General features: G+C 52.3%; 23 protein-coding genes and 1 tRNA gene. 9 read left to right on the top strand and 15 right to left on the bottom strand.

Features of this window, described 5'->3' with window-relative positions; translation table 11 throughout:
* The first annotated feature begins 8 nt into the window (after positions 1-8).
* The 3 genes from ABWV33_RS13020 to ABWV33_RS13010 all read left to right on the top strand — a co-directional run bounded on the left by ABWV33_RS13020 (position 9) and on the right by ABWV33_RS13010 (position 3,027).
* Complete coding sequence (locus ABWV33_RS13020; RefSeq protein WP_353331283.1) at positions 9-1,001, top strand: AbrB family transcriptional regulator; 993 nt, start codon at positions 9-11, stop codon at positions 999-1,001.
* Between the two features lie 96 nt (positions 1,002-1,097).
* Positions 1,098-2,747 carry a GH3 auxin-responsive promoter family protein gene (locus ABWV33_RS13015; RefSeq protein ID WP_353331281.1) on the top strand — a complete coding sequence of 550 codons (1,650 nt, stop codon included), beginning with the start codon at positions 1,098-1,100 and terminating at the stop codon, positions 2,745-2,747.
* A 205-nt stretch (positions 2,748-2,952) separates the two neighbouring features.
* Positions 2,953-3,027: transfer RNA gene (locus ABWV33_RS13010), tRNA-Asn, on the top strand.
* A 544-nt stretch (positions 3,028-3,571) separates the two neighbouring features.
* Here the strand turns inward: ABWV33_RS13010 and ABWV33_RS13005 are convergent.
* The 15 genes from ABWV33_RS13005 to ABWV33_RS12935 all read right to left on the bottom strand — a co-directional run bounded on the left by ABWV33_RS13005 (position 3,572) and on the right by ABWV33_RS12935 (position 17,508).
* Positions 3,572-5,200 (bottom strand): P-loop ATPase, Sll1717 family, encoded by a 1,629-nt coding sequence (locus ABWV33_RS13005; RefSeq protein WP_353331279.1) that lies wholly within the window; start codon positions 5,198-5,200, stop codon positions 3,572-3,574.
* A 249-nt stretch (positions 5,201-5,449) separates the two neighbouring features.
* On the bottom strand, positions 5,450-7,087 hold the full coding sequence (tnpC, locus tag ABWV33_RS13000) for an IS66 family transposase (protein ID WP_353331277.1): 1,638 nt from the start codon (positions 7,085-7,087) through the stop codon (positions 5,450-5,452).
* Positions 7,088-7,472: 385 nt separating this feature from the next.
* Positions 7,473-7,823: an IS66 family insertion sequence element accessory protein TnpB gene (gene tnpB, locus ABWV33_RS12995; protein ID WP_164620995.1), complete on the bottom strand. Its 351-nt coding sequence runs from the start codon at positions 7,821-7,823 to the stop codon at positions 7,473-7,475.
* Complete coding sequence (locus ABWV33_RS12990; RefSeq protein WP_353331275.1) at positions 7,820-8,224, bottom strand: hypothetical protein; 405 nt, start codon at positions 8,222-8,224, stop codon at positions 7,820-7,822. Before ABWV33_RS12990 ends, tnpB begins: the two co-directional genes overlap by 4 nt.
* A 258-nt stretch (positions 8,225-8,482) precedes the next feature.
* Complete coding sequence (locus tag ABWV33_RS12985) at positions 8,483-9,616, bottom strand: alpha-hydroxy acid oxidase (RefSeq protein WP_353331273.1); 1,134 nt, start codon at positions 9,614-9,616, stop codon at positions 8,483-8,485.
* A 9-nt stretch (positions 9,617-9,625) separates the two neighbouring features.
* On the bottom strand, positions 9,626-10,180 hold the full coding sequence (gene comE, locus ABWV33_RS12980) for a sulfopyruvate decarboxylase subunit beta (RefSeq protein ID WP_353331271.1): 555 nt from the start codon (positions 10,178-10,180) through the stop codon (positions 9,626-9,628).
* Positions 10,177-10,683, bottom strand: a complete 507-nt coding sequence (gene comD / locus ABWV33_RS12975) for a sulfopyruvate decarboxylase subunit alpha (protein ID WP_353331269.1) — start codon at positions 10,681-10,683, stop codon at positions 10,177-10,179. The genes comE and comD overlap by 4 nt, the downstream gene beginning before the upstream one ends.
* A gap of 27 nt (positions 10,684-10,710) precedes the next feature.
* A complete protein-coding gene (locus ABWV33_RS12970; protein ID WP_353331267.1) occupies positions 10,711-11,115 on the bottom strand; it encodes a universal stress protein in 405 nt (134 codons plus the stop codon).
* A gap of 3 nt (positions 11,116-11,118) precedes the next feature.
* Positions 11,119-12,117, bottom strand: a complete 999-nt coding sequence (locus ABWV33_RS12965; RefSeq protein ID WP_353331265.1) for a zinc-dependent alcohol dehydrogenase — start codon at positions 12,115-12,117, stop codon at positions 11,119-11,121.
* Positions 12,114-12,875 (bottom strand): SDR family NAD(P)-dependent oxidoreductase, encoded by a 762-nt coding sequence (locus tag ABWV33_RS12960; protein ID WP_353331263.1) that lies wholly within the window; start codon positions 12,873-12,875, stop codon positions 12,114-12,116. The genes ABWV33_RS12965 and ABWV33_RS12960 overlap by 4 nt, the downstream gene beginning before the upstream one ends.
* The gene (gene hisD / locus ABWV33_RS12955) at positions 12,868-14,175 is read right to left on the bottom strand and encodes a histidinol dehydrogenase (protein WP_353331261.1); all 1,308 of its coding nucleotides are present in this window, start codon (positions 14,173-14,175) and stop codon (positions 12,868-12,870) included. The genes ABWV33_RS12960 and hisD overlap by 8 nt, the downstream gene beginning before the upstream one ends.
* A 12-nt stretch (positions 14,176-14,187) precedes the next feature.
* The gene (locus ABWV33_RS12950; protein WP_353331259.1) at positions 14,188-15,516 is read right to left on the bottom strand and encodes a TRAP transporter large permease; all 1,329 of its coding nucleotides are present in this window, start codon (positions 15,514-15,516) and stop codon (positions 14,188-14,190) included.
* Positions 15,517-15,527: 11 nt separating this feature from the next.
* A complete protein-coding gene (locus ABWV33_RS12945; protein WP_121997304.1) occupies positions 15,528-16,040 on the bottom strand; it encodes a TRAP transporter small permease in 513 nt (170 codons plus the stop codon).
* Between the two features lie 106 nt (positions 16,041-16,146).
* A complete protein-coding gene (locus ABWV33_RS12940) occupies positions 16,147-17,295 on the bottom strand; it encodes a TRAP transporter substrate-binding protein (RefSeq protein WP_353331257.1) in 1,149 nt (382 codons plus the stop codon).
* A gap of 33 nt (positions 17,296-17,328) precedes the next feature.
* Positions 17,329-17,508 carry a hypothetical protein gene (locus tag ABWV33_RS12935; RefSeq protein ID WP_353331255.1) on the bottom strand — a complete coding sequence of 60 codons (180 nt, stop codon included), beginning with the start codon at positions 17,506-17,508 and terminating at the stop codon, positions 17,329-17,331.
* A 159-nt stretch (positions 17,509-17,667) separates the two neighbouring features.
* Between ABWV33_RS12935 and ABWV33_RS12930 the strand changes: the two genes are divergently transcribed.
* From ABWV33_RS12930 to ABWV33_RS12905, 6 genes are all read left to right on the top strand, one after another.
* Positions 17,668-18,702, top strand: coding sequence for a LacI family DNA-binding transcriptional regulator (locus ABWV33_RS12930; protein ID WP_353331253.1), 1,035 nt, complete (start codon positions 17,668-17,670; stop codon positions 18,700-18,702).
* Between the two features lie 373 nt (positions 18,703-19,075).
* On the top strand, positions 19,076-22,066 hold the full coding sequence (locus tag ABWV33_RS12925; RefSeq protein ID WP_353331251.1) for a calcium-binding protein: 2,991 nt from the start codon (positions 19,076-19,078) through the stop codon (positions 22,064-22,066).
* Between the two features lie 204 nt (positions 22,067-22,270).
* Complete coding sequence (locus ABWV33_RS12920; RefSeq protein ID WP_353331249.1) at positions 22,271-23,518, top strand: polysaccharide pyruvyl transferase family protein; 1,248 nt, start codon at positions 22,271-22,273, stop codon at positions 23,516-23,518.
* Positions 23,466-24,761 (top strand): oligosaccharide flippase family protein, encoded by a 1,296-nt coding sequence (locus ABWV33_RS12915; protein ID WP_353331247.1) that lies wholly within the window; start codon positions 23,466-23,468, stop codon positions 24,759-24,761. The genes ABWV33_RS12920 and ABWV33_RS12915 overlap by 53 nt, the downstream gene beginning before the upstream one ends.
* Positions 24,758-26,017 (top strand): Coenzyme F420 hydrogenase/dehydrogenase, beta subunit C-terminal domain, encoded by a 1,260-nt coding sequence (locus ABWV33_RS12910; protein ID WP_353331245.1) that lies wholly within the window; start codon positions 24,758-24,760, stop codon positions 26,015-26,017. Before ABWV33_RS12915 ends, ABWV33_RS12910 begins: the two co-directional genes overlap by 4 nt.
* Positions 26,014-26,991, top strand: a complete 978-nt coding sequence (locus ABWV33_RS12905; protein WP_353331243.1) for an acyltransferase family protein — start codon at positions 26,014-26,016, stop codon at positions 26,989-26,991. Before ABWV33_RS12910 ends, ABWV33_RS12905 begins: the two co-directional genes overlap by 4 nt.
* Positions 26,992-26,994 lie beyond the last annotated feature (3 nt).

Genomic DNA, 26,994 nt, shown 5'->3' with positions numbered 1-26,994 from the left:
GTGCGGGCATGATCTGGATTAATGGTCCTTTACCCTTTTTGTTGGGGAGCTTGCTGGCTGTCGCCGCTTATTCCATCTTGGTTTCATCAATCTGGGATGTAATGCCCTTCTTTCCTGTCGCTTTTCGTCAAATTGGGGTTGCCATTTTGGGGGCAATGATTGGCGTACGGTTCTCTCAGACTGAAATGTTAGACATGAGCGGCCTTTCAATCTCTTTGATGCTGGTGATACCGCTCATGTTGGTCATGCATGGGGCGGGGTATGCCGTCCTTCGAACTTTGGGACAATACGATCGCCCGACCGCTTTCTTTGCCAGCTTACCAGGTGGCCTGATCGAAGCCTCGGTATTAGGGGAAAAAGCTGGTGGAGACGCAGCCCGCATCAGCCTGCAGCATCTTGTCCGGATCATGTTAGTTGTCCTGACCGTGCCGATTTTCCTTTCCCAAATGTCGGGGGAAAGCTTGCGTGTTGCTCAGGCGATAAACGAACCATCTGCTGCGTTTAAGATGTTGGATTTGCTACTTTTGATAGGGGTCGCTTTTGGGGGGATGAGTGCGGCGCGTTATCTGCGCCTGCCTTCGGCACACCTGCTTGGGCCGGTGGCTGTTGGGGTCTTGTTCAGTCTTTGCGGGAACGTTCAAATTGACCCACCTGCGTGGTTGATTGCCGGAGCGCAAATTATTGTCGGCGTCAGCCTGGGTGTGCGATACGCAGGAACGTCTGCTAACGCATTGGTCTCTGGACTCATAAATGGTCTATGTGTGGTGGGGGTGACTTTACCTCTGGCGTTCTTCGCTGCATGGTGCGTTCACCCGTTTAGCCCAGCAAGTTTTGAGGCCCTCGTCTTGTGTTTTGCGCCCGGCGGTGTTGCAGAATTGAGCGTAATTGCCCTTAGTCTCGGGTTAAGCCCAGTGTTGGTGGCCTTGCACCATCTTATCCGAATTGGCGGTGCTTTGGGGTGGGCTGTTTTTGTGGGATGGACGGGTCGGGTTACCTCTTAGGTTCATTCCTTTTTGAAATGTGGGCTCTTAAATTCAGAGGCCAAGCACGTTGAACGAGTAAAGTGAAGAATGTCCTTACCACTAAGATCTCTACTGATGCAGGCATCGCTGTATCAGGCGGCGCGGTTCGATAAGAACACTCATTACAGTCGTCAGGCCCAAACAAGTACCTTGCAAGAGATTCTAAAGTATTCAGCCCCTTCTGTAATAGGGCGGGCTCTGGGTATTAGATTGGGAATGGATGTAGATGCTTTCCGCCGTCAGGTTCCGCTGCATACGTATGACGGATTTTCCCCCTTCGCAGACCGGATTGCACAGGGGGAAAAAGGGATCACCTCGAACCAGCATGTTCTGTGCTTGGCTTCAAGCAGTGGAACGACGGGAAAACGCAAAATGATCCCGATCACCCGGAAATCACATGCCGTGCGACAGAAAGCACGACTTGCCGCGGCGGGTTATTTGGTGCGGGCCTTACGAAACAAGGCCCTTTCACATGGGCGTCTTATGGTTACGAGCAGTGCCGCCATGATGGGGGAAACAGAAGGCGGCGTGCCATTTGGGTACACCAGCGCCTGTTCGCACAGTTTAAACCGCAGCAAATACTCGGCCCGTGTCGTGACACCTTATCCCTTTGATGTGATGGCGATCCCTAATGTACGCCAGCGCCACATCATGAGTTTTCTCTTCGCGATCCGGGACCCAGAATTGCGCTTCATTTCAGGGAGCTTTCCGCCGTTCTTGCTGCAGATCGCTGGGCAATTGTCTGAAGAAACGCCATTGCTGATATCTATGCTGCGCAAAGGCGGGGTTCCAGATGGTATCGATCTGGATGGCCCGACCCGCAAACGCCTGAACCGCATGTTGCCAGCTGATCCGAACCGCGCAGATTTTCTGGAACGAATTCTTGAAACCAAACAGACGCTCAAACCTTTGGATATCTGGCCTGGCTTATCTGCTTTGTGCACCTCAAGTGGGGTTGCCTCGGACCCCTATTTACCGAGGATCGCTAAAGCATTTGGTCCACTGCCTATCTTTGGTGGGTTATATTCGTCTACCGAAGCAATTTTTGGAATTCATACGGACCTGGATGATGGATCTGCAACCTTGGCTATCAACACAGGTTTTTTCGAGTTCATCCCCCAGTGTCAATGGCATGCTTCAAACCCTGAAACGGTGCTTGCACACGAGGTAGAGGTTGGCGAAGAGTACCGGATTGTCACCACTAACTTTCACGGACTTATGCGCTATGATATCGGCGATATTGTTCGGATCACCGGCTGGCACAATTCGGCGCCAAGGCTAACTTTCCTGCGCCGTCGTGGTGGGCAGTTGTCAGCAGTGCACGAAATGACGACGGAAGCCGACATAGATCAGGCCTTGTCCGAAGTTATGTCGCTGAGGGGCATTACTTTTAGAGATGCAGGCGTTACCCTTGAATGCGGGGGCACGACCCAGCGGTATTTATGGATGTTGGAATTGGAGGGAGATACTCCATCCATAAATCCGGATATCCTAGCAAGCGATCTCGATAATGCGCTTGGGCGGTCTAACATCGCGTATAAAAATAGGCGGGAGGACTATATTCCGCCTCCGCGCGTTATGCTGTTTTCTCCGGGCGCAATCGCGCAGTTTTTGGGGCGCTCAACAGAGCCAACCACAGACGATCAGCTCAAACCACGTCGTATTCTTTACGGGACACCGGATTTGATCACTCTCATTGAGAGTGGAACGTCTACCTCTAAATAGTAGCGGCAGTGAACTGATTTGGTTGGAGAGCGACACGAAAAATAATCACAGGTAGACGCATAGATCTATAGGGCCCACTGTCGAACGCTTTTGATCGTGAGGAGAGAGGCTAGTAAGGGGAAAACGTTTATTTTCCAGTATGTTATGTTTTTTTTGTTTTTCCTCTGGACGTAGGGATTCGTTGGGGCTATATCGTGCAAACCGTTCCGGCGTAGCTCAGCGGTAGAGCAGTTGACTGTTAATCAATTGGTCGTAGGTTCGATCCCTACCGCCGGAGCCATTTCTCTCATTGAATGAGAGATTTAGTGGCATATCCCAGCATACTTTTGAGTTCTGCCTATTGGGCGTCTCCAAATGTGTCCAATATCTCGTAAATTTAAGATTTGGGCCCAAAGGCACACGTCAAAGAGCCTACGTTGACGAACCGGGATACGAACCACACGCCACCATTGCATTTTTAGGGAATGTCAAAGGCAACCCAGGATGGAACAGTTTGATGTTTGCCAAGCTATTAAGAGACGCCGTACGGGGTTTTAGGATCGGTATTCTTGAGGAATACCAACAGGGTTCAGGAGGATTTCCCAGAGAACAATGAAGAGCGTTGGCGCCAAAGAAGACACCCCCCCAACGCCTCAGCCCGTTCATCGCTGCCTATGAATAGTGCCCTCTGGGCCTAATGAGTCGAAGCCCGCGTGTGCAAATACCGTAAGCGCTGCAACTGGCCCCCAATTTGGAGCTTTCGGAGACAGCGTTCGCCCTGCTATATTGGCGCTTAGCGCCAATATAGTGATGAACTTCAATCAGGCTGCTTCCATTCCTTTAGGTTATTTTCTAATGCTGAGAGCTGCATACAACATGGGGTGAACTCGAAACTTTGTAGTTCCATCTATTTGCCGCTCAGCAACTGGTCTATTAGTTTCAAAAATCCAATCCCAAGGTCTGTCTTCGCGTAGCTTCAGCCCGATAGCCCCGACAAGATGCAATCGATACAAAACCATTTGGCATAGTTCGATTGGCTCGAGATGAATGTTCTCGTTTACGTAGTTAAGCAACCTGAGCCAAACTTCATCTGAGTGCAAATTGGCATTTTGACCAAACGCGTCATACAAATCGTCTATGAATTTGGAGTGTGCCAGTTCACTCGCACTTCTGTATGCTGGTAGCCCCCTGAGTTGTTCCAAAAGAATCGCGATTCCCGGAAATGTTCCAGACCACTCGTGAATTAGTGTTTCATGCCGGAGGTTGGAGTAATTCGCCTCACCCTTGAGCAAATTATTTTTACTTATTGCGGATTTGTTGTCGGCTGCCTGCATGGCCAAGTTAATGAAGTTAATTATATCTCGAGGTCTCCGCAGAGTTCTTTCGTACAAGTAATCCCAAGGATTCGATTTGGTGGTTGGATTCTGCTTGAACACGTCTGAGAAGCCAACGTTTTCGGATGAGTACCGGCGGCGGCACATCTCGCCTATACGTTTTTCAGCGAGTTCCTTCAGTTGCGGCTCGGACCATCTCAATCTAATGATGAGATCATCATACTTTTCAATTTGGCGCCTACCAGATGGCGTTTCTTGTACCATCCTAACATATAAGTCGTTGCGAAGAGACACAACGACTTGAAAGTTTCTTAGCTTTTTCAGATTCTTCAAGCTTTCGAACAAAGCTTGAAGAAGTTGAAATTTAATGTCTTCATCCACCCAATGCTCGTCTAAGCCATCCACAGTGATGAAGTACTTGTCTAGTCGTCCGCGAGTATAGTCTGAAAGCGCGGAAATAACCGCTGGAATTTCTGTTAGAGTTGCTTGGTTTAGAAACTTTCTGGCGCGCTGCTGAAGTTGGATTTTTTGCTGAGATCCAAGGCTGTGGACGTATCCGGCTTTTGCTGCAAATTTTTTCAGCTCACCGCCAAAATTCGCATTAAACTCATTTTGCAATGAATCGGTAAGCTCAATTACATTCTCATCTATGGTATTCCAAAACTGCTCTGCATGATTCTCCACAAAGCTCTCCAGCTTATCTCTGGCTCGCCCGCGAGTCAGTGTGTCAATCAATCTGGCCATTTTGTATTGAAACTGGTCTTTGTCACGCGCATGAGTTGCTAGCTTAATATACTCAATGCAGAACACATGTTTCCAAAGAGCTTGGAAGAATAGGTTTAAGTCAACTCCCAGAGAGGTCAGAAATAGAATTGTGTCGCTATTCGCTATGTGATTCATCGCCATGTCATGGACCGCAAGGTCAGACACGTTTTCTTCTTGCTTATTAATCATTCGTAGGATCGCAGTCTTTCCTGCGCCCGTGCTCCCCAGAAGAAATGTTGTAGGGGAATTTACGTCTGTGACTTCGCTGTATGCAGGGTGATCTACAAAACACTTGAAGAGAAACTCGTCGTCGTGTTCAGCGCCATTCTGCCCGATGTTGATGCTGTCATTAAAAACAATTTTGTTGGCACTCACCTTATTCTCCCAAGTCATAGAATGCATCGGGAGTCTGTTGCATTTCGAGCGCTAGGTCTACCCCAATAAGTAGAGAGTATGATGTGAAAATCTCCAAAAGGTGACTATGATATCAACCTTTTGCTTCGCCGAACTAACCGCTATTTCGGGTGCCTGAAGCTCCTTTCGTAGGGGTTCTACATGAATTTAAAGTTGGTCTCGTTGAGGGGACTCAGTTAACATAGATCCGGTAACTTTGAGCATAACAGGTTACAGCATTATTTTGAATTCTGCGGGAGCGTTCCAAGGCATTAGCTTGTCGTATTCACTGCGAGGTAGTTTCCCCGCGATCTGGTCTAGAACCCAGTTCAGATAGGGTTCGACATTTACCCCGTTGAGCTTGCAGGTTTCGACGATGGAGGAGAGAATCCCCCACGCCTCCGCGCCTTCGTCGCTGCCCATGAATAGTGCGTTCTTGCGCAGCAAGATGGATGGCTTGAACATACGTTCCACTGGATTGGTGTCGAGATCAATGCGTCCGTCATCAACGAAGAGCACCAATTCAGACCATTGGTTATGCGCATAATTGATCGCTTTCGCCATCCTGCTTTTTGTCAGATGGCGTCCGGAGCATTCGTTTAGAAATGCCTTCAAGCGATCAAGGATTGGCGCACTGTATTTTCGGCGATGCGCTTCGCGAACGAGTGGCGGCTTTCCCTTGACCTTTGCCTCCTCCGCATAGAGTTCGGCGATCATCCCGATAACGACTTTAGCATCTGCTGTCTCGTTGAACTCGAAATCATCCGTGAAGTTCCGTCGAGTGTGCGCCCAGCACTTTGGGGAAATTATGCCCTCTACAACTGAGCCTTTTCGTCCCAATTGCCCGTATCCGGCGTATGCATCGGTTTGGACAATTGCGCTGACGCCGTTGAGAAGCTCGTGGATTTTGTACATCGCTCTTGTTTTACTAGGGCAATACAGTACGAAAGGCGGCAAGTTGCCTCCAAAGGAACGATCATCGCGGTGAATTGCGAACAGATAGCTCGTTTTGGTTGAACCTTTGCCGGGCGCAAGCATGGGAATCGTTGTTTCATCCATGAACAAGCGCGCGCTGTTCTGCTGCGCTTCCAACTTCAGCAATTCATAGATGGGCAAAAGGGTCTGTGTGGCAACTCGGTTCGACCATTTCATCAAGGTACTGCGATTGAGGTCTATGCCATACGACTTGAAAATGTTCTCCTGCCGATACCAAGGTAGCTGCGCCCCAAACCGCATAAAGACGGCATTTGCCACAATTCCGTTGCTCATCGTGGATTGAGGGAAAATGCGAGGAAGGAACGTGGTTCCAACCACCTTGTCTTTCACACGGCACCGGAATCTTGGATATTTACGCACGGCTACATAGTGGCGCGCCGGGATCACTTCTAGGGTTTCGTTAATGTCGTATCCACGTATCGAGCCTCCGCATCCGCAGGGGCACTTTTTGTCGGGTTTTCCCATGTAGATTTCGCGCCTTTCGAGGTGCTTAGGAAATACTCTGCGACCTCGACCGTTTGTGTTGCGCGGTGCTGGCGCTGGTTTCGTGGCCTTATGGCCATCTTTATGATTTTTGGGCGGCTCTGGCTGTTCTTCGCCCCAGCCATTCTTGCCATTAGCATTATTGTCCATCTTTGCCTTTCCTTTTTCAGGATTACGGTCCGCATTTACGCCAAACTTGATTTTCGAGAGTTTGGCGATTTGCCCTTTAAGGTCGCGAATTTCGGCACTCTTGATCCGGATTTTTGAATTCGCTTTGAGCAATTCGTCCCGGAGAGACGTAATCTCAAGCTCCACATCCAGCCAAAGCGCTCTAAGTCTCTCAGAGAGGATAGAGCCATCTGGTCCAGCGGCAGCTAATAGGTCAGCCAACAGGATCTCTATCGCATCAGTCATGCTATAAAACGGGGTCTACCAACCACGCCCTCCATCCAAGTCAAAAATGAGCGGAAATCGCTCGCTCAAGCTCGCGTGAACTCGGGCGGAGGTTGCATGTGTGTTGGCGGCTTCAATGGCAAGAAAAATCAGCGGAAGCGCACTTAACGGTTGAATTCCTGATTTTTTGCAATCTGTCAGCCGGGAATTTTGCAATAGGGCATCACATATTATTCTTTAAGAATAATATGTTATATCCACTTTTTGTTGAAATAGGGTGCCTTGCTTCATCCCTTAAGAGTGTTCAACATTGGGTGATTCGCAATTTACATCGAGCCTTTCTGGTCGGCGAGGATCCCCAGTGCCAATGGTATTGGCCCCTTCAGGTCAATTTTGGATGGTGGTAATTTGCGGTCGCGACGCGTCGCCAATCGAGGCCTTCGAACAGGGTTTCAAACTGGGCCTTTGTCATAGAGATGGTTCCCTCGTTGAGTTTCGGCCAGACGAAACCAGCTCCCTCAATGCGCTTGTAGATCAAAACAAGACCTGTCCCATCCCACATCAGTATTTTCATTTTGTCTCGCCCCTTTGACCTGAAGACAAAGAACGCTCCACACAGAGGATCGAGATCGAAATTGCTGAGGACGTAGTTAGCCAGCCCGTCCATGCCTTTGCGAAAGTCGACAGGAGTCGTAGCGAGATAGATTTTGTAAGTGCTAGAAGGTGCAATCATTGGAACTGCCCCGCAACCTGTACAAGTTTCACGAGATCACCTGCTGAAATCTCTAGTGGAAACTCGATAGCCACGCCTCCACAGAGAATGCGCCCAGAATTACTTCGGCTGCCTGAAGTTGCCGGTGCCGGTGTTTCTCCGATAGATTCTTTTTCATCAAAGCTCACCGCAGTGAATGCAGGGCCTTCAACTTGGATTTTCTCGCCCCGGTGCCGCCGATCAGCAACGGACCACTTTCGCACAAGGCATTCATGGGCACCAAGCTCTGCAGCGACATCTCCTGCAGATTGACCATCCTCCCGGATGCGACGGGTGGCTTCCCATTTCACTTCGTTGGGCCAGATGTTCTTTCCAGAAGCTGACTTGCGAATTTTGAAGCCCCAGACCTCGTGCTCAGTCATTTTGACCTCCGACTAGTTGTACGGGGCCTGAATACCATTCACAGGGCCAGCAGGTTTAGGGGTCATTCAGGGGGCTGGATGCAACGCTTACCAAATACCGCGCGCCTATCGTGTTTCAGTGCAGGCCAAAAATATTCAAAACCCGTGCAAGTGTAGGTGAGTTGACAAGTGTAGGTGAGTTGATCAGCCCAGCATATGATCTCTATGTCACTTGCTGGGCACGGGCAGGCCTTTTTGTTGGTGTTAGAAGTCAATCCGTCAGGCGGCCTCATTCTGCCACAGGTGATTTGGGGTTTTTAGGTCAGAAATGGATGATGCTCCAAGTTGCGCCATGGTCAGGCTGACTTCTTGACTTAGGATATCCCATACAGCACGTAATCCTTCGGCTTTGCCTGCTGCTATACCAAACAGCAACACCCGACCAAGGAAAACGAAATCGGCCCCCATCACGAGCGCTTTCACGATGTCTTCGCCTGTCCGAATGCCAGAGTCATAAAACAATGGGAAATCCGGGCCGACCGCCGCGCGAATGTGGCGTAGGGCCAGAATGGCAGGAGGTGCGCTATCGAGTTGTCGGCATCCGTGGCTAGATACTTGAATTGCATCCGCGCCAGCATCACGTAAGCGACGCGCATCCCCAGCATGCAGGACACCCTTAATAACCAACTTTCCAGGCCACGCAGCACGCAGTTTGTCGAAATAACTCCAATCCGCAGCTGCCCGGCTTTCTGTGCGATCAAACACGTATTCTTTGCCGTCGAAGTTCGCCAATGTTGGGCTGCCTTTGACCAATGTCGTCAAAGACCAACGCGGATGCATTGCAAAATCAAAAAACTGCTTCGGGCCAATTCGAAACGGCATCTTAAAGCCATGGCGCAATTCACGTGGCCGACGGCCAACTTCCGGAACATCTAACGTTAGGACCAAGGTGTCATAGCCCGCCCGCTTGGCGCGCTCGACCAGTTGCATGGTGCCGCTTCCATCACCACTAAAATAGAGTTGAAACCAAGCCTTACGATCTGACGCGTCGAGTAGAGTTTCCATGTCGGTGGATGCCACTGTCGAAACGCCATGGGGAACTCGGAATTCCCGCGCAATCTGGGCCAACATCAGATCAGCCCCGGGTGCTGAGAGATTACACATCCCCATCGGGCTGATACCAAATGGGCGCTGCATCGGTGTATTAAACAGCGTTACCGACAGATCCCTATCGCTGACATTTCGCAAAACGCGCGGGGACAATCGAATATCTTGGAGCGCCTTACGGTTGAGCGCTGCACCATGCTCTTCGCCCGCTGAGCCATCTATGTAGTCAAAAACCATCCAAGGCAGGCGTTTGCGCGCCAGTCGGCGCGCATCAGCTGTTGAATGTATACCTGTGTCAAAGAGCATTGCGTGACCTTACGCTTGGACCGCTTTCATAAATCGGTCGCGGATCACAACAGGGTCCATGGTGATCACAGGGACTTTGATATTTCCGCTTTCACATTTGGCGACAATGATAGTCATTTCGTCCCCGTCAATGGCTGCTTGCAGCGCCTTTCCGGTGTCCTTGGCCGCCACTTCAACGACATTTTCGCAACCACACGCACGGGCGACAGCTGTTAATGATGTCTTTTTGCCTGCATAAGTCGGCTGATCCCCGGTAGAGCCATAGCTGCCATTATCAATGATCAACAAAATGTAGTTATTGGCCACGTTGTTTGCGATAGTTGGCAGGGTGCCGAAATTGGTCAGGACCGACCCGTCTCCATCAATGGAGATGACTTTCTTGTTCTGTGCCAAGGCAAGCCCAAGCCCAATTGACGACGACAATCCCATTGTTCCCAGCATATAAAAATTGCTTGGTTGATCATCTATCATATGAAGTTCTTGACTAGGCAGACCGATGTTGCAAATCACCATCTGATCTCGAAGGATGGGCGCGATGTCTTTCAGAATATCAGAGCGGATCATTGGTCGCCGTAGCCTCCCCAAAAATTGGCATCGGTCAGGATAGCCACAGGTTTATTGCACATGAACGTGTATTTCAGGATCGCATCCAGCTCGTCTGCATCCGATTGGGTGTGAAAGTGGTAAGTTGGGATATTCATCTGCGCCAGTAGCGCTTTGGTGTGCACGGCCATTTCAACCTGACAAGCAACGGGTTCGCGCAATTCGCCTCGGTATGAGATGAGCATTGGCAGTGGCATTCTGTAGTATTGGATCAACGTCGCTAGGGTGTTGATGGTCACACCAATAGCGGTGTTTTGCATAATGATTGCAGGGCGCTTTCCGCCCATCCACGCACCGGCACAAAGGCCCATGCCTTCATCTTCTTTGTTGGATGGGATGTGCAGAACGTCCGGGTGGGCGTCGATCTCGTCAATGACGCCGGCCAGTTGTTTGCACGGAACGGTGGTGATAAAGCTGATATCGTTGGCGACGAGGTCACCAACGATTTTTGTGTTGATAGACAAAAAAGAGAACTCCTAGAAAATGATGGTTTATCGCAGAACAACGACTGCACAGGGGGCGTGGCGGACAACGCGGGCCGCTGTTGTACCCAGAAAATAGTCGGTTAAGCCTGGTTTGTGGGATCCGACAATAATGGCGTCTGCGCCAATTTTGGCGGCATATTCGGTGATGGTTCGGCTGGAATGCCCTTTGAGCATCACAGACTTAACACCTGGCACACCTGCGACACGTGCGTTGAGTTCGCGTTCTGAATCTTCGTACGCTTTGCGAACCAAGTCTTCGTCAAGATAGGTGCTTACGGATGCGTTAGGTGGTACATAGACGTGCACGGCGATTATTTCGGCTTCCGCGCCGCCCAAACGTTTGGCTGTTTCCAAAGCTTGTTCTGCAAACCCATGCTCTAGGGACAGTGCGAGGATAATTTTATCATACATCGATCAGGTCCTTTCTGGTGTGGTTGCAGGTTGCAGCAAAATCTTCGGTGCGGCTACCGTGCCATTTCGAATATCTGAAAACGCGGCCGCCCCTTCTGAGAGATGTCGGATCTCGGCCCAGTCAAGCGGGCCAAGCCGTCCATCAAAAATCGCCTGCGCAGTTTGGCGGAAATCTTCGGCGGTATAGGTGTACGTCCCGATAAAGGTGATTTCCTGCAGGGTCATCCTGCGGATATCAAGACCGCCAGTGTCTTCGCCCAGCCCGATATGTCCAATGACACCACCAGGGCGCACGCAGGCAGAGGCCGTCGCGCGTGTGGCGGCATAGCCGACGCCATCGATGACCAGATCATATACTGTGTCTTGCAGGGGCTCTGATAACACGGTTTGCCCGCATCGCTTGATAAGGTGCGCGCGGCGGGTTGGGTTGGGTTCGATGATTGTGACCTCTGAAACGCCCTGTGCCTTCAAACTCAACGCCGCACCCAGCCCAATTGCGCCACCGCCAATCACCAGTGCCGTGTCACGCGTGCCCAGCAGGGCCTCAAGTGAAAGACGCGCGGTATGCCAACCGCATGCAATCGGCTCTGCAAGGGCGGCCTTGGACAGGGGAACCGAGTCTGGAACAGCAACCAAGTTACGATCTGGCATTGCGACCAATTCGGCAAAGCCACCTTCGCGGGGGGGCATCGATATGATTTGGCGCATGGGGCACAGGTTGTCGCGCCCGTCCTGACACGCATTGCACACGCCACATGTTACAAGCGGATTGATTGTGACGCGTTCCCCATCTCGCGGGCCGCCTTCGATGCGACCCGCTGCTTCGTGACCAAGGATCAGAGGGGCAGGGCGCCTGCTGTCATGGCCAAGATAGGCATGCATGTCAGAACCGCAAATCCCGACCAATGCAACCCGGATCAACTGGTCCCCAAGTTCTAGAGCCGGGTCAGGGACGTCAATATAGTCCAAACCTTCTGGGCCGGTGTAAATTAATGCCTTCATTTTGCGGTGAATCCTCCATCAACCATGAGCACTTGTCCCGTCACATAGGCAGACGATTCTGAGCAGAGAAACAGGAGTGGACCATCCAGATCGTTTGGTTCGCCATTGCGCCCGATGCAGGTTTGCGCCGCATTGCCTGCGGCGCGTTCCGGGTCGTTGAAAACAGCTGAAGTCAGTTCGGTTCGAAAGAACCCGGGTCCAATCGCGTTTGCAGTTATGCCATCGGGCGACCATGCTTCGGCCATTGCGCGTGTGAGCTGGGCGATGCCCGCCTTTGATGCACCATATGCAATACCGCCGGGAAAAGCCCGGGTGGTTTGTAGGGACGCAAAGTTAACGATACGGCCCCATCCCTTTGCCTTCATTCCCGGCACAAGATGTTGGCTAAGGAAAAACGGAGTTGATAAGTTTAACCCTAGGGTGGTGTCCCAGCCTTGCGGGGTTACGTCATCTGCGACTTGTCGCGTGTTGATCCCTGCGGCATGGATCACGATATCTGGGGCACCAAAGGGTTTGGACATGTCGTGCGCCAAATCCCCGAGTACGTCGCGGTCTAAGATATCCCAGGCTATGGCATGTGTTTCGCCTTGGGTTTCGTTCTGCCAATCGGCAAGCGCGTCTGCGCGGCGTGCCACACCGATGACATGCGCGCCAGCCTGCGCCAGCACCGTCGCCGCCCTGCGTCCGAGACCAGAACTGGCCCCGGTCACACAGGCAACTTTGCCTCTTACAGAGAACAGATTGCTCGGTTCACCCATTGGAGGTCAGATCAAAAGATTCGTCAGGGAAGTACTTTGCCAGCCGCACATCAGCGGCGCGGGCGTGTCCTTCCATGCCTTCAAGACGGGAAATGCGGGCTGTGGCTTCGGCCACTGGTTTTGAACCCTCGCGTGTTGCGCGCTGCCAGGTGACGATTTTCATGTACTTATGTACCGAAAGTCCGCCTGTGTAATTGGCTGCACCCGATGTTGGCAGAACATGGTTGGTGCCTGCAGCCTTGTCGCCGTAAGACACTGTTGTCTCTTCGCCCAGGAACAATGACCCATAGCAAGTCAGACGCTCAAGCCACCAATCAAGATCCTCGGCCTGAACGGTCAAATGCTCTGGCGCATAGTCATCCGATGTTGCTGCCATTTCCTCGCGGTCATCACACACGATCACTTCGGCATAGTCGCGCCATGCGGCAAAGGCGTTGTCCCGGTTCACTTCTGGCAGATCGTCAATCAACGCAGGAACACGGGCCATGACATCCTCGGCCAAGGCGCGGTCATCTGTGACCAGCCAGACGGGCGAGTTATAGCCGTGTTCAGCCTGACTAACGAGATCGGTCGCAACGATATGCGGATCAGCCGTGTTGTCGGCCAGGATGAGACTGTCGGTGGGGCCTGCGATCATGTCGATGCCAACACGGCCGAACAAAATGCGTTTCGCCTCGGCAACGAATTGATTGCCCGGACCGACGAGGATGTTTGCCTTGGGCAATCCGAACAGCCCAAAAGTCATTGCTGCGACGCCCTGCACGCCACCCATTGCCATGATTTTGTCGGCGCCGCTGATGTGTGCGGCGTAAACGATTGCGGGTGCGATCCCAATACCCGGACGAGGGGGCGAACAAGCTGTAATGTGTTTGCAGCCTGCCACTTTGGCGGTGGTTACAGTCATGATCGCACTGGCGACGTGGCTATAGCGCCCACCGGGAGCATAACAGCCAGCGGCATCAACGGGGATCGCTTTTTGGCCAGCGGTCAGCCCGGGAACGACTTCATACTCTACGTCAGCAACTGTGGCTTTTTGCATCTCAGCAAATCGTTTCACATTGTCATGGGCAAACTGGATATCAGTCTTGAGTTTGTCTGGAACCAGCGCACAGGCAGTTTCAATCTCTTCTGCCGTCAACAGTACGTTGCCGTCGTAGTTGTCGAATTTCGCAGCATACTCCAGCGCCGTTGCATCTCCGCCGGCCTCGATATCTGCAAGGATTTTGACAACGGTATCATGCACGTCTGACGCGTCAGATTTCGACGTTAGTGTTGCCTTTTTAAGGTATTCACGAGCCATTTTGAGTTGGTCCTATTTGTAGATATCGGGGAGCAAGGATGTCGAAACTGCGGGCACAAAGGCAATCAGCAAGACAACCAGAAGCATGAAGAAAACGAAGGGAACGGCACGGGCTGCGATCTTGAGGATCGATTCACCAGTGATGCCTGAGACAACGAACAGGTTGAGGCCAAGCGGCGGCGTAATGAACCCGACACCCAGCGCTGTGATCATCATGATGCAGAACTGGATTTCGTTCATGCCGATGTTGTCGGCCAGCGGTTTGAGGATCGGTGCAAGGATTACGATGTTGGGCGTGGTTTCCATCACACAACCAGCGGCGATCAAGATACCGATCATTAGCAAGATCAACACATAGGGATCGTCCGTCAGGGAGGTCACAGATGTGACAAACCCCTGTGGGACGCCCATGATCGCCAACGCTTCTGCAAGGGGGGCCGAGAAGGCGATGATCGGCAGGATGATCCCGTTGACCTTGGCCGAGCTGACCAGCATCGCCGGGAAATCCGACAGCTTGAGGGTGCGCAGCATAAAGCCCATGATGATGGTCACGACAACCGCGGTCGCACCAGCTTCGGTCGGGGTGAGACGGCCGGAAAAGATGCCGTAAAAGATGATGCCTGGTACGATAAAAGCATACCAGTCCGACGCCAGCGCACGGCGGAGATTGGCGAACCATTCTCCAAAGGACAGATTGCCGCCGCCCTCGTATCCGTAAATCCGGTTCACTACGATGTTTGTGATCAGGATGGAGGTAAGAATGGCCAAACCGGGGATCAGTGCCGCCAAAAACAGGGTCGATGCAGATATGCCAAGCACAAGACCGATGATGATATAGGCAATCGACGGCGGGATCAGGATGCCGGTACAGGCACCCGCAGCCACCAAGGCGCAGGCATAGGGACGGGGGTAACCGCTTTCGACCAGCCGGTCGATAGTCATGCGCCCAACCGCAGCAGCACCGGCTGCGTCAGATCCCGAAATTGCGGCGAACATCCCGCAGACCAGAACTGTTGCAGATCCAAAGCCACCTTTGGCCCAGCATGTCAGAGCCTCGGCTACGTTAAGGAACTTGCGGCTAAGACCCGTTCGCACCAGAACATCACCAGTCAGAATAAACAGTGGCACAGCTGTTAGCGCAAAGGCATCAATGCCGGAAAAGAGGCTTTCACCGACAAGGCTGAGTGGCAGGTCGCCAGACATGATCAGCATTAGGATCGCGGCGGACCCGATAGAGGCCCAGACGGGGACGGCCATTGCGATAAGGCCCACGAAGAGGAGGACGGGCAGGTAAAAATCCCAGCCGAGTTCGACTGTTTGTTGAAGATTGTTCCAAAGCATCGTGTTGTCCTTCAATCAAACAGTTTGTCGCCTTCGTAGACGGGGGTGCCGTCACGAAGAGATCGGAAATCACGCAGGAAGGATTGCACGAGACGAAAGATCATGAGTGAGAAGCCCACCGGGACAGCAGCAAGGAACCAGACCTTGGAAATGCGCAGCCCATCTGTGACGGACCCGAATTTTGCTGAGACCAGAACAGTTTCAACCGACCAGAAAAGAGCCACTAAAGCGACAACAAACATCACCAGATCGCCAAAGATATACACAAGCGCTTTAGGCTTAGGCCCAAGGTAATGCAGCAGCACGTCGATGCGAATGTGGGCGCGCTCTTTGACTGCTGCCGCAGCCCCGATCCACGCAAGGTAGATAAAGGAGTATCTGACGATCTCCTCGCCCCAAATTGAGGAATAGGAAAACAGCTCTCGTCGGAGTACTTCAACGGCCATAGTCACGACAAGCATCACGTAGAAGACCAGAAGCAGCCAACGTTCGGCATTTCGATCAATATGTTTTAGGAAATTCATTGCCTACCCCGAGGTCAGAGGATTGCATTGTCAACGCCAATTTGAGCGCCGAATTGAATGCTATGGGGAAATTGAGAGCCTGATATCAGGCTCTCAAAGGGTACAATCACGCGTCGTGAACGTAGTATTTCCCTTGGGTGCCAGCGGCTTCTTCGAGTTTGGAAAATGCATCCATCGAACCGGCCAGTTCTTTCTTGAACTCATCCCATTCAGGACGCTGATATCCACCAGCAGCCTTCCATTCGCCCAATTGGTCATCGCTGAGCGAGTGGAATTGCACGCCGGATTTAGCCAATTCAGACATTGCAAAGGCGCGGGCAGAAGGGACTTTGGAAAGGTTCTGGTGTGCGGTCATTTCAGATCCCCACATTACGCCCTCTTGCACATCTGCAGGCAAGCTGTTGAACCACTCCAGATTACAGGAATAGACCTGACTGTCAGGTACAGCCTGCGTAAAGGTCACATGGCTAAGGATATCTTTGAACCCAAAGACAAAGAGCGCGCCAACGGATGGATCAAGCGCATCGGCCACCCCCTGTTTGATCGCCGAGGGGGTTTCGCCCCAAGCAACTGGTGTCGGGTTTGCACCAACCAAGCGGTAATATTGTTGCAGCATTTTCGAACCGGGTACGCGGAACTTGACGCCTGACAGATCTGATGGGCTCATCACCGCACCGGCGCCACCTTTGCGTACCGCAACAACGCGCGGATCAATGTTGACATAGAACAGCGCCTTGAACCCGGCGGCCTCGACCTTGGGGTGTACTTCGGATTTCCAGTGTTCTGAATTCACAAGGTTGGTGAAACGCTGATTGGAACCGCAGAGATACGGCATGTTGATCAAGTCAACGGTCGAGGCAAAGGGCGCAAAATTCGACAGCGAATGCTGCGCGGCTTGGATCGTGCCACCTTGCACCTTTTGAACCAGCGCTCCACCTGCACCAAGTTGACCGCCGGGGGCCAGTTTGACGTAAACTTTGCCATTGGTTGCGTTCTGGATGTTCTCTTTCAGGTCCAGCTGCATGATAGGGTAGCTGCGAGAAGCCCCCAATACATAGGCCGTCGCCAAAGTCATAACATGGTCAGCGGCCTTTTCGCGGTCGCGCTCTTCTTTGTTGGTCTGAGCTGCTGCCTCTGTTGACCAGAGAGTGCCCGCGGCTCCTGCAACTAACGCTGCTGTAAAACCGCCTGATCCGGCTAGTTTTAGAAAGTTACGGCGTGCAGATGACGCAAGTTCTTTGGTGTTTTGATCCATGTTTTCCTCCCGATGGACACATCAGCTCGACTGTTATTTTGGTTTTTTTTCAGCGGCTTCTTTTTGCAAAATGACCGCGACGAAGAAGATCGTGGCGGCAAACAAAGTCAGCATTTCGGATACGTCCCCAAGAAACCCTCCCAGACCCATGGATCCCATAACTACATTTGCGCCAAAGGTGGCAAACAACAGTAAGGCAATGGTCAAAAGCATTGGTGTCTCCTGTGGAACAGTAAAAATCCTGATTCGCTTGGGTAATGTAAGCGCTTACAAACACATCATGCAAGCGCTTACATTTCGGAATTTGAAAATGCAGACAACATTTCAAATTTTGAAGTGCGACATTTGAGAAAACAGGATAAAGATTTTGCAATGGAAGCGGATGAATCAAAAAGAGACCGAACGCCCACGCTTGCTGATGTTGCTCGGCAGGCAAAAGTGTCTACAGCTACGGTGTCGCGGTGTTTGAATTCACCTGATCAAGTTGTTGCGAAGACGCGCACCAAAGTGTTAGAGGCGGTTCGAAAGTTGGGTTACGCACCCAATTTTAACGCACGTGCGCTTGCAGCGAAACGCACGAACACCATCGGCGCAATTATCCCGACTATGGAAAACGCAATTTTTGCACGTGGCTTGCAGGCGTTTCAGGAAGAACTGGGACGCAATGGAACGACTTTGTTGGTTGCTTCGTCCTCTTACCAGAGCGGTCTCGAAGAAGAGCAGATCAGAACACTCGTATCACGTGGGGCCGACGCTCTGTTGCTTATTGGATATCATCGGGATCCTGAAATTTACGAGTTTCTTCGCCGTCAGGGGGTTCCTGTTGTTATCGCTTGGGTTTTTGATCCCAAAGCCAAGTTTCCAACTGTTGGGTTCGACAATTTTTCAGCAATGAAAGCCTTGGCGAACAAAGTGATCCGCTTGGGACATCGCCGCATTGGCGTGATTACGGGTGCCACTCAAGACAACGACAGATCTACCGAACGCTTGAGGGGTATACGCAGCGCAATGACAGACGCGGGGATACCTGAAGAAACTTTGTCAATTGCTGAGACCACATATGGCATCGCCGAGGGTGGGATAGCGTTGGAACACCTCATGTCTCAACCCTCGCGACCTTCTGTTGTAATGTGTGGCAACGATGTTCTGGCTGTTGGTGCAATTGCCAAGGCCAAGGAGTTGGGAATTGACATTCCCAGGGATCTTTCAGTGACGGGTTTTGATGACCTTGAGATCGCCAAAATATCTTCTCCATCTCTTACGACGGTACATGTTCCGCATCGCCGCATGGGAAAAGAAGCGGCGCGCATGCTGATCAATATGGTCAGCAAGAAAGAGCGGCAGGATAAAATTTTGATCGAAACCTCACTTGAAATGCGCGAGTCGCTGGCCGAGTACTCTGAATGATTTCTCCATCCATGCATTTGGCGTGCTTGATAGTCTAATTTCCTGACAAAATGACCTTCGCAGTCGGCCAAATCACGTCGACCGTTTGATCGTGGAAAGCACTCTTGCATCCTCAAGCTTTTCGCTTTGGGGCAAAGTTATGAGCTTTGCTGAAACAAAGCGCTGCGTTCCAAAGGTTAGCTTTTAGAGTCGAATGTATAAGTCAGCGTCAATTTTGGTGGGTTGGTGCTCCATTTTTGATGCTTATCAACCGTTTGCGTCCGTGCCTACAGACAATAAACCCGCCAATTTGGGCAGGCTTGGGTGAATACGACCGACTTTTCGTTGGGATCGCTTGAGCACGTTGATTGGTTTTTGAAAAGGCGGCCCCGATATGAGTAACTTGTTGAACGACGTGGACGAACGTCTGACGTTTGAGCAATACGCTGTATCCGACCATTGGGTCGGTGCAGATGGCGAAGATGGTGTTGCTACTCTGTCAACGTCTGTTGAAACCGTCTCAGGTGTCCCTTACGAACTTGAATTTAATCTCGCCGCCAATTTGTCGGCAGATGTCGAAAGAGTCACGGTAGAGGTCATTTTCAACGGCCAAAACATCGGTGAAATCGTACATGATGGTGGCGTTTTCGAGACTTATGTCTTTGACTTTGAAGGGACTGGAAGCACAGCTGAACTTTCGTTTCAGATAACCAGCGTGTCAGACGGTGAGGGCGGTGAACTAGACACGTCCGGGGTTGTGCCAAGTTACACCCAAACGATGAACTTTATGGGCTCCGAAGTGAACGTAGACGCATTCGCGCCCGGTCAGAGCTCTGTGTATCAGGTCCTGAACGGGCAATTGGTTAAGTTTGATCTTGAGACCAACAGCTACACAGAAGCAGAGGTTCCCGCTGCGGTGAACGTGAATGCTATTGGCTTTTCAAGCGAAGACAATTTGATCTACGGCATTGCAAGATCAAACGGGGTGGACGCAGAAGGCAATTCCATTGCCCGGAACGATGTTGTTGCCATCGACGCCCGAGGTGCAACTTATGCAGTTTCGGATGGTGTGATGGGCTCCTACATCGGGGATGTTGATGACCAGGGAAACCTTTGGACGTTCAGCGGCAATCTTCGGCAAGTCGTGGTTTACGACCTTTCGAACACAAACGCGGATGGTTCTCTGGTTCACCAGACTCTTTCGTTGCCTGCCATTGGAATTGCTACAATTGGGCTTGCTGATTTGGCCTTTCACGCATCGTCACAGACGTTTTTCGGTGTGGCGCATTCCGGGTTACTTGGCGAGCCCGGAACGCTGGTCTCTATCGACATTTCAGAGGTTGCCTTGGGCGGAGACCCCACAATTACGACACAAACAATTTCAGGCATTATAGTCGACGGAGAAATACGAGACGGTATTCCAACTGGCGCCTTTGGAGCAACGATCGTTGATGGTGACGGCAACGTCTATATCGGGGCGAACAACACAGATCACGATCTGGACAGCTCGACGCCCGCATCCGGAGGGTTCTATCGCGTCGTTTCTGGTGATGATGGCAACTTGTATATGGAACTGCTGGCCGATGCCCCACGTGTCGGCAGCAATGATGGCGCGATGGACACCCGTGGGGTGGACCCGTTTTTAGGTATCGATACCTCTTCTACGGTGCTGCTTCGGACTCCGGTCGTGTCAGTCGCTGTTGCAGAAGATGATTTGGTTCAACTTGCCGCAAAGGGTGATGGTATTACCGTAGACCTCTTGGCGAATGACGAAGTGTCAGAAGGCGAGGCGCTGACATTGACACACCTAAACGGGGAAGCTGTAGAGACGGGTGTTGAAAACATTCTGGAGAACGGGGAGGTTGTTACATATCTCGGGAATGGTCAGGTTTTCGTAATGCCCGGAAGCCTGCCGCGGGATGTCTCAGTCGAATTGACTTACAGCATCGTTAACGAGCGCGGGATCACCGATACCGCCTCACTGACAATCCAAACATCACCGGTTCAGGGCACCGCTGAGAACGATCACATGGTGGGTTTCGTTGATGCAGACGGAACGCACATCGATGGGGTGGATGGCCCGAATGACGTGATCCTTGGTTACGGTGGAAATGATAAGATTTTCGCAGGAGCAGGAGACGATGACATCTACGGTGGCAGCGGAAACGACTTTATCCGTGGGCAGTCAGGGGATGACGTCATCTTTGGGGATGCGGGGCGGGACGTTCTGGATGGCGGGTCCGGGAATGATCAGATGTTCGGTGGAACGGGCAATGACACTTATTTCGTGGATGCGGTAGGGGATCAGGTCTCTGAGATGGACGGTGATGGAACTGACACCGTTAAGTCCAGAGTGGACTTTGTGCTGGGCGAGGGACTGGAAAACCTTTGGCTCTTAAAGGGTTCAGAGGCAGCTGTTGGAACAGGAAACGCGGCCCGAAACATGATCGTTGGCAACGGAAACGACAACATCCTACGGGGGTTGGCGGGCAACGATAACATGATGGGTAGTGGTGGTGACGACACCATGTATGGAGGGGATGATCACGATAAGCTGCATGGCGGTGACGGCGCGGACCTACTTTTCGGAGATGCCGGCAAGGACAAGCTGCATGGCGGAAAGGGTAATGATACCGTGCACGGTGGGGATGGCGATGACATCCTTTGCCCTGGTGATGGAGACGACGTGATGTACGGGGGCGACGGACGCGACTTGCTTTCCGGTAATGCGGGCGCTGACACGGCCTATGGTGGACTTGGCAATGACACCTACAAAGTGTCCGACACGCTCGACACAATTGTCGAATACGCCGATGAAGGCCACGATGTCGTTCATGCTTTTGTCGATTTTACGCTTTCGAACCATGTCGAAGACCTCGTCCTTCTTGGAAACGGAAACTCTCTGGGAGCCGGAAACGATGGCACAAACAGAATAACCGGCAATTCCGGCGACAACATCGTGTCAGGCAATGGGGGTAACGACCATATCGATGGCGGCGCAGGCAACGATGCTGTTTCGGGCGGTGCCGGATCAGATAAACTGTTGGGTCGTAGTGGAAATGATACCCTCTCAGGCGGTCAGGGAAATGATACGCTGGCAGGGGGGGACGGAGACGATATCTTATCGGGCGGGTCTGGGAACGACTTTTTATGCGGCGATTCTGGTGCCGATACATTTCAGTTCCGCGCAGGTGAAGGAACTGACGAAATTCGAACCTTTAATATCACAGAGGATATGGTTCACCTGATTGGCATTCAGGCGGATTCGGTCGATTGGGCTGAGGAGAGCCGGGGCTCGCGTCTAATCCTTGATGATGAAAACAGTGTTCTGTTTTGCGGCTTAACCTATGACGATATCGAAGTCGCCAACATATCTTTTTTATAGAACCAATTCGCCTCGACGGCGTTCGGGGTGCGAAAGCTCAGCATGAAAACATAAGGTCTTCGCTGGGGTGATAATCCCCCTTTGCCCCAGCGCCTACTACTTTTGGATAGGCCTTGCTGTGCTTTCGCCACTTGCTTGCGGCCGATGCGCAAAACCCGACTCAGAAAGGATCCTGTAACCTGTTATTAGTGAATGAGGTTCAAAATGATTACATTGCTGAATGCTGCACCGGATACCGGTAATCAAGGTGTAAGCGCCTTGTGCCACTCCGTTGTGGCGGGTTTGACGAAACGAGGTGCAAAGTCCGTTACTGTTGCCGATCACGGGCGCGGCCTGCGTCGCGCAAATTGGGGCTATGCGTCGGTGAACTTGGTAGGTCTGACGCACAATCGGCGGTTTTGGCGGGGGGAAAGCCTGCGCACGGCGCACGCATTGGTGCGGACTGGCGGCGGCTTTAGTGCCTCTGCCCGAGCAGTCGCTCGAGCACGTGCTGTTATGGATATTTCAGGCGGTGACAGTTTTACGGATGTCTACGGTCCCAAACGCTTTGAGGCAATGGTTCTAACCAAGAAGATGGCACTTGATGCTGGTGTCCCCTTGATCCTGTTGCCCCAGAAGCTTGGGCCGTTTAAGTCACCTCAGTTAGCCGAACAGGCAACGGACATCCTACGCCGCGCCAAGGCTGTCTGGGTCAGGGATGCTCAAAGCTTTGCGTTTCTTCAGAACCAGTTGGGGTCGCATTTTGACCCACAGAAACATAAACTTGGGGTTGATGTCGCGGTTGCCTTGCCTGAGAGAAAACCCGCCACGTTATCGAGCGATCTAAAGGCCTGGTTGTCTGCTTCCCGATCCTTTTCTCTGGCGGGATTGAACGTGTCAGGGCTTTTGTGCAACGACGCGGAAAATGCGCGAAATGCGTTTGGCCTTGCCGCATCACATTGCGATCAAATCGAAGCTCTGGCGCGTGGTTTGCTGAGCAATCAGCCAAACCTGCGACTTCTTCTGATTTCGCACGTCCACAAGCCTGAAACAGAAGTGGAAAGTGATCTGGCTGCGGCGCGAAACCTCGTTCGACGGTTGGGGCCCATTGCTGAGGGGCGCGTGCGAATCGTCGAAGAAAATTTGAACGCTATGGAATTGAAATGGGTGCTCGCCCGGCTCGACTGGTTCGCCGGCGCACGCATGCACGCAACTATTGGCGCGTTTTCGTCTGGTGTACCGACTTTAGGCCTTGGTTACACGGACAAGGCCCAAGGTGTTTTCGATGAATGTAAGATTGGCAAAAACGTTGCCGATCTGCGCCGACTGACGCCCGGAGCGCTCGCCGAGTGTGCTGTGGCCTCGTTTGCTGAACGGGATCGGGTCCAAGGACAGCTGGGAGAGCTTCTGGCGGGTATTCATGAACGAGCCACGCGCGAGATGGACTGTATCGCGTCTCAAGCTAGGGTCTGAGTTGATGAGGCGTTTGTCACTTTCAGGCAAATCACTGCCGTGGGGCATACCGATTGTGGCCGAAACCGCAGCGCTCGGCCGATCTATCGCCTTTGCCTGGGCCATTGGCCCGGAAGAACTGGGTCGTGCCATGATCTTGGCCCTGACGGTACGTTTGGTCGAAATGGTCAGCGATCTGGGTGTTGATCGCTTGCTATTACAGGCTCCAGACGGAAACGAGGTTAAGTTTCAATCAGCCTTGCAAGGTGTAGCCGTTTTGCGGGGCTTAGTTGGTGGGGTCGTTTTGTTGGCTCTGGCACCGTTATTGGCCATGACCTTTCAAGACGGTCCAAACGCAAGCACCTATGCGGTGCTGGCACTCATCCCTGTGTTCCGCGGATTTGCACACCTTGATTTCAAACGCGCTGAGCGTCGATTTTCGTATTTGCGTATGGCATGGGCTGAGGGCGGAGCAACCCTCGCAATGTTGGTTGCTCTTGGTCCAGCCCTTTGGATTTTCCAAGATCATCGGGCAATGTCAGCCGTTCTAGTTGCTCATGCCGTGGCGTTTCTGGCGCTCACTCATTTGGTGGCATCCCGGCCATACAGGGTGCAAATGTGTTTTCGCTTTTTGCGTCGTACATGGACTTTTGGTGCGCCTCTGATCTTCAACGCAGGCTTAATGTTTCTGACGTTTTATGCGGATCGCTTGATCGTTGCGCGGGCTTTTGACTGGGATGTTTTGGCGCTCTATGGAGTTGTGCTTCAATTGGCAATGTTACCAGCTCAGATCGTTGGACGTGCGGCTGGCTCACTGGTCCTTCCGCGATTTCGGATCGCACTGGCCAGCAAGACACTCACACAGGTTTGGCCACAAACACTCGCTGTGCATGTCGCTCTGGCTGCCTGTATGGTGTTTGGCTTTGCCTTGATTGCGCCATCGATCATCGAAATCGTTTACGGGGAGGACCTCCGGCCGGAGTTTGGGCTGGCATTAGCTTTTGCATGTGCTGCGGGGTTCCGGATCCTACGCACGCCTTTTTCGCAACTGGCAATTGCCGTTGGTCGCACGTCTGACCCTGGGCGGGCTAACTTAGTTAGGGCGATGGCAATTCTTCCGGCATCGGTATTCGCAATGGCGGGGTTCCCCCTGATTGCGATAGCAGCCGCGGCGGCTCTAGGTGAAGCTGGTGCAACACTTCGCGCATTTTTCTTAGCGGTTGAAACAAGACGTCCCTGCATATCTCAAGAGGTTTTGGCATGACTACAGATCCAATCACTTCCATTGTAGAGAAGAATTTGTGTACGGGGTGTGGTGCATGTGCGATCGGAAAAGATATGCTTATCCGAATGGTGGATGATCCCGAACACGGCCGTCGCCCGGTTGTGAGCCAGACTCCGAAAGGTCTGCGGGCATCGCAAGAGGCACAAAAACGCTGCGCCGGAGTTTCGACAGATTGGGGCACACTAGAAATAGCTGACAATATTGACCAGGCTTGGGGTCCAGTACGCGCGGTCTGGCAAGGCTACGCTCAGGACGATGAAATCAGGCATCGTGGTTCTTCTGGCGGTGTTGTGACCGCTTTAGCGTTCCATGCAATGACAAGCGGAATTGCATCCGGAGTTGCCCACATCGTAGCCAGAAAGAATGATCCACGGCTGAATGAAACCGTCATCAGTAAGGACCGGGCAGGGCTGTTGCGCGGGGCAGGTTCTCGTTATGCGCAAGCCAGTCCTGCTGAGGTGCTGGACCAGATGTCTGAGAACGATGAGGCCATTGTTTTTATTGGAAAACCGTGTGATGTCGCATCTGTATATAAGGCTACTGAACATAATCAGGAGATGGCGGCTCGCATTCCGCTGACCATCGCGATCTTCTGTGCCGGTGCGCCAAACCTTGCAGCAACGGATAGTTTGTTGGAACGGTTGTCCGTTCCCAAAGACGGTAAGCTGACAGATCTTAGATATCGCGGTAATGGATGGCCGGGTCTCATGCAGGCCTGGTGGGACTCTTCAAGGGGTGACCAGCATGTTAGCGAGGGAATTTCCTACGCCGAAGGATGGGGCGCGATCTTGCAGGCGAGCCGACGTTGGCGTTGCCGTATTTGTGCAGATCACACCGGTGCTTTTGCCGATATTTCCGTAGGAGATCCTTGGCACACCCCCCCAAACGGGAACACAGATGCTGGGCAATCTCTAATTATCGCTCGTACTGCACGTGGTCAGCGGTTCATCGAGGACGCGATAAACAAAGGTCATGTGGTTGCACAGCCCGCAGGTCGCGATGTGATCGCGCGCGCTCAGCCAAACTTGTTGACGACCAATAGCGCAGTCTGGGGACGGCGAACGGCGATGCGAATGGTTGGCTTGGATACACCAAAAGACAAGGGTCAGAAACTGTTTTCCTTTTGGATGAGTTTGCCAGCCAAGCAAAAGTTCCAGTCTTTTTTAGGGACGTGGAAACGGGTGATCAGAGAACGCCTTTGGCGTGGCGTCCGCATTTCGGAGAGACTGCGATGACTTTGGCAGAGGCGCTGCACTCACCAAGAAGCAGCAACCTGAACACACTTCGCATCCTGTTGGCGGTTGCTGTTATCATCAGTCACGCTTGGCCGCTTGCGCTCGGCGCAGGTACTTTGGAACCATTGGAGCACCTCACCGGGCGATCACTCGGGGGGTGGGCTGTAGGCGTCTTTTTCTTTCTGTCAGGCTTGCTCATTACAGCGAGCGCCGAGCGCAGGGACTTAACTGACTTTTGGTATGCGCGCGCCCGTCGAATTCTGCCGGGATTGGCGATAGCATTGATTTTCACCGGGGGTCTTGCCGTAGCCAGCGGTTCAAGCGCGAGCTTGCAAGAGTTGGTCGAATGGTATGTGCGGGCGCTGACACTTGTGTCGATAGAATACCGTCTGACAGATGCTTTCGCACAGAACCCATTCCCCGAAGTTGTCAACGGACCGCTATGGAGTCTGTTTCACGAAGGGGTCGCTTACGCACTCTGTGCGGTCTTCGTTATGGTCGGTGGTTCGCGATGGAAATCGCTGGCCGTAGCTTTGGTCATCGCAACGAGTTTCGCCGCCTTGTGGCATCAGGCTTTGCCGGGACGTCTTTCAACTTTTGCACCACTGTTTGCCGCATTTTCTTGGGGAATGGCGGCACATGTATTTCGGCATCAAATCAGGCTTAACCCACTGCTTCCACTTGTCGGGGGTATGCTGACTGTCTTGCTTCCTTGGACAATCGCTACAGGAATCGTTGCAGGCGGGCTTTTGGTTCTAGTTCTGCGTGCGCCCATTGCTCCTCCTTTCAAAGATGTCTCTTATGGGATGTACATTTATGGCTGGCCAGTTGCGCAAACTGTGGTCGCACTCTTGCCGGGACTTCGTCCAGAGCTGCTGGCCGTTGTTAGCGTTGTTGCCACTTACCCACTGGCATGGTTGAGCTGGACTTATGTTGAGCGGCCTGGCGTGATTTGGCGCCGAGTGGAAATATAAGCT

It is taken from the genome of Phaeobacter sp. NW0010-22, from assembly GCF_040365955.1.
In the GTDB taxonomy this organism is placed as follows: Bacteria; Pseudomonadota; Alphaproteobacteria; order Rhodobacterales; family Rhodobacteraceae; genus OMPR01.
The sequence above is the reverse complement of the archived record's forward strand: the minus strand, read 5'-3'. Positions and strand labels throughout refer to the sequence as shown.